1 protein-coding gene is annotated in these 1163 nt (G+C 44.6%); it reads right to left on the minus strand.

Annotation, left to right across the window (positions count from 1 at the left end; all coding sequences use genetic code 11):
- The coding region (gene tuf / locus B806_RS19035) for an elongation factor Tu (protein WP_017387361.1) at positions 1-1163 on the minus strand (1163 nt) is incomplete at both ends.

Raw genomic sequence — 1163 nt, forward strand, 5'->3', positions numbered from 1 at the left:
GCAACAACACCAGCACCTACAGTACGACCACCTTCACGGATCGCAAAACGTAGACCTGGGTCCATTGCGATTGGGTGGATTAATTCTACTGACATTTCAACGTTGTCGCCTGGCATAACCATTTCAACGCCGTCTTGTAATTGGATTGCACCAGTTACGTCAGTTGTACGGAAGTAGAACTGTGGACGGTAACCATTTAAGAATGGAGTGTGACGACCACCTTCTTCTTTAGAAAGTACGTATACTTCTGCGTCGAATTTAGTGTGCGGCTTGATTGTACCTGGTTTAGCAAGTACTTGACCACGTTGTACGTCTTCACGCTTAGTACCACGAAGTAAGATACCACAGTTCTCACCTGCACGGCCTTCGTCAAGAAGTTTACGGAACATTTCTACGCCAGTTACAGTTGTTTTAACTGTATCTTTAATACCAACGATCTCTACTTCTTCACCAACTTTAACGATACCAGCTTCTACACGGCCTGTTACTACAGTACCACGACCAGAAATTGAGAATACGTCTTCGATTGGCATTAAGAATGCTTTATCGATAGCACGTTCTGGTTCTGGGATGTAAGAGTCAAGCGCTTCAACAAGAGCAAGAACTGAAGACTCACCATATTGACCAGCATCGCCTTCCAACGCTTTAAGCGCAGAACCACGGATAACTGGAGTGTCATCACCAGGGAAGTCATAAGTAGAAAGAAGTTCACGAACTTCCATTTCTACTAATTCAAGTAATTCTTCATCATCAACAAGGTCACACTTGTTCAAGAATACGATGATGTAAGGTACACCAACCTGACGAGAAAGAAGGATGTGTTCACGAGTTTGTGGCATTGGACCGTCAGTCGCAGCACACACAAGGATCGCGCCGTCCATCTGAGCAGCACCAGTAATCATGTTTTTAACGTAATCGGCGTGGCCCGGGCAGTCAACGTGCGCGTAGTGACGAATTGGAGAATCGTATTCTACGTGTGAAGTATTAATTGTAATACCACGTGCTTTTTCTTCAGGTGCTGAGTCGATTTGTGAGTAATCTTTCGCTTCACCGCCGTAAGTTTTTGCACAAATTGTTGCAATCGCAGCAGTTAAAGTTGTTTTACCATGGTCAACGTGACCGATTGTGCCCACGTTTACGTGTGGCTTATTACGTTCAAACTT

The sequence above is a fragment of the Acinetobacter sp. TG2027 genome, assembly GCF_000302435.1.
Taxonomy (GTDB): domain Bacteria; phylum Pseudomonadota; class Gammaproteobacteria; order Pseudomonadales; family Moraxellaceae; genus Acinetobacter; species Acinetobacter pittii.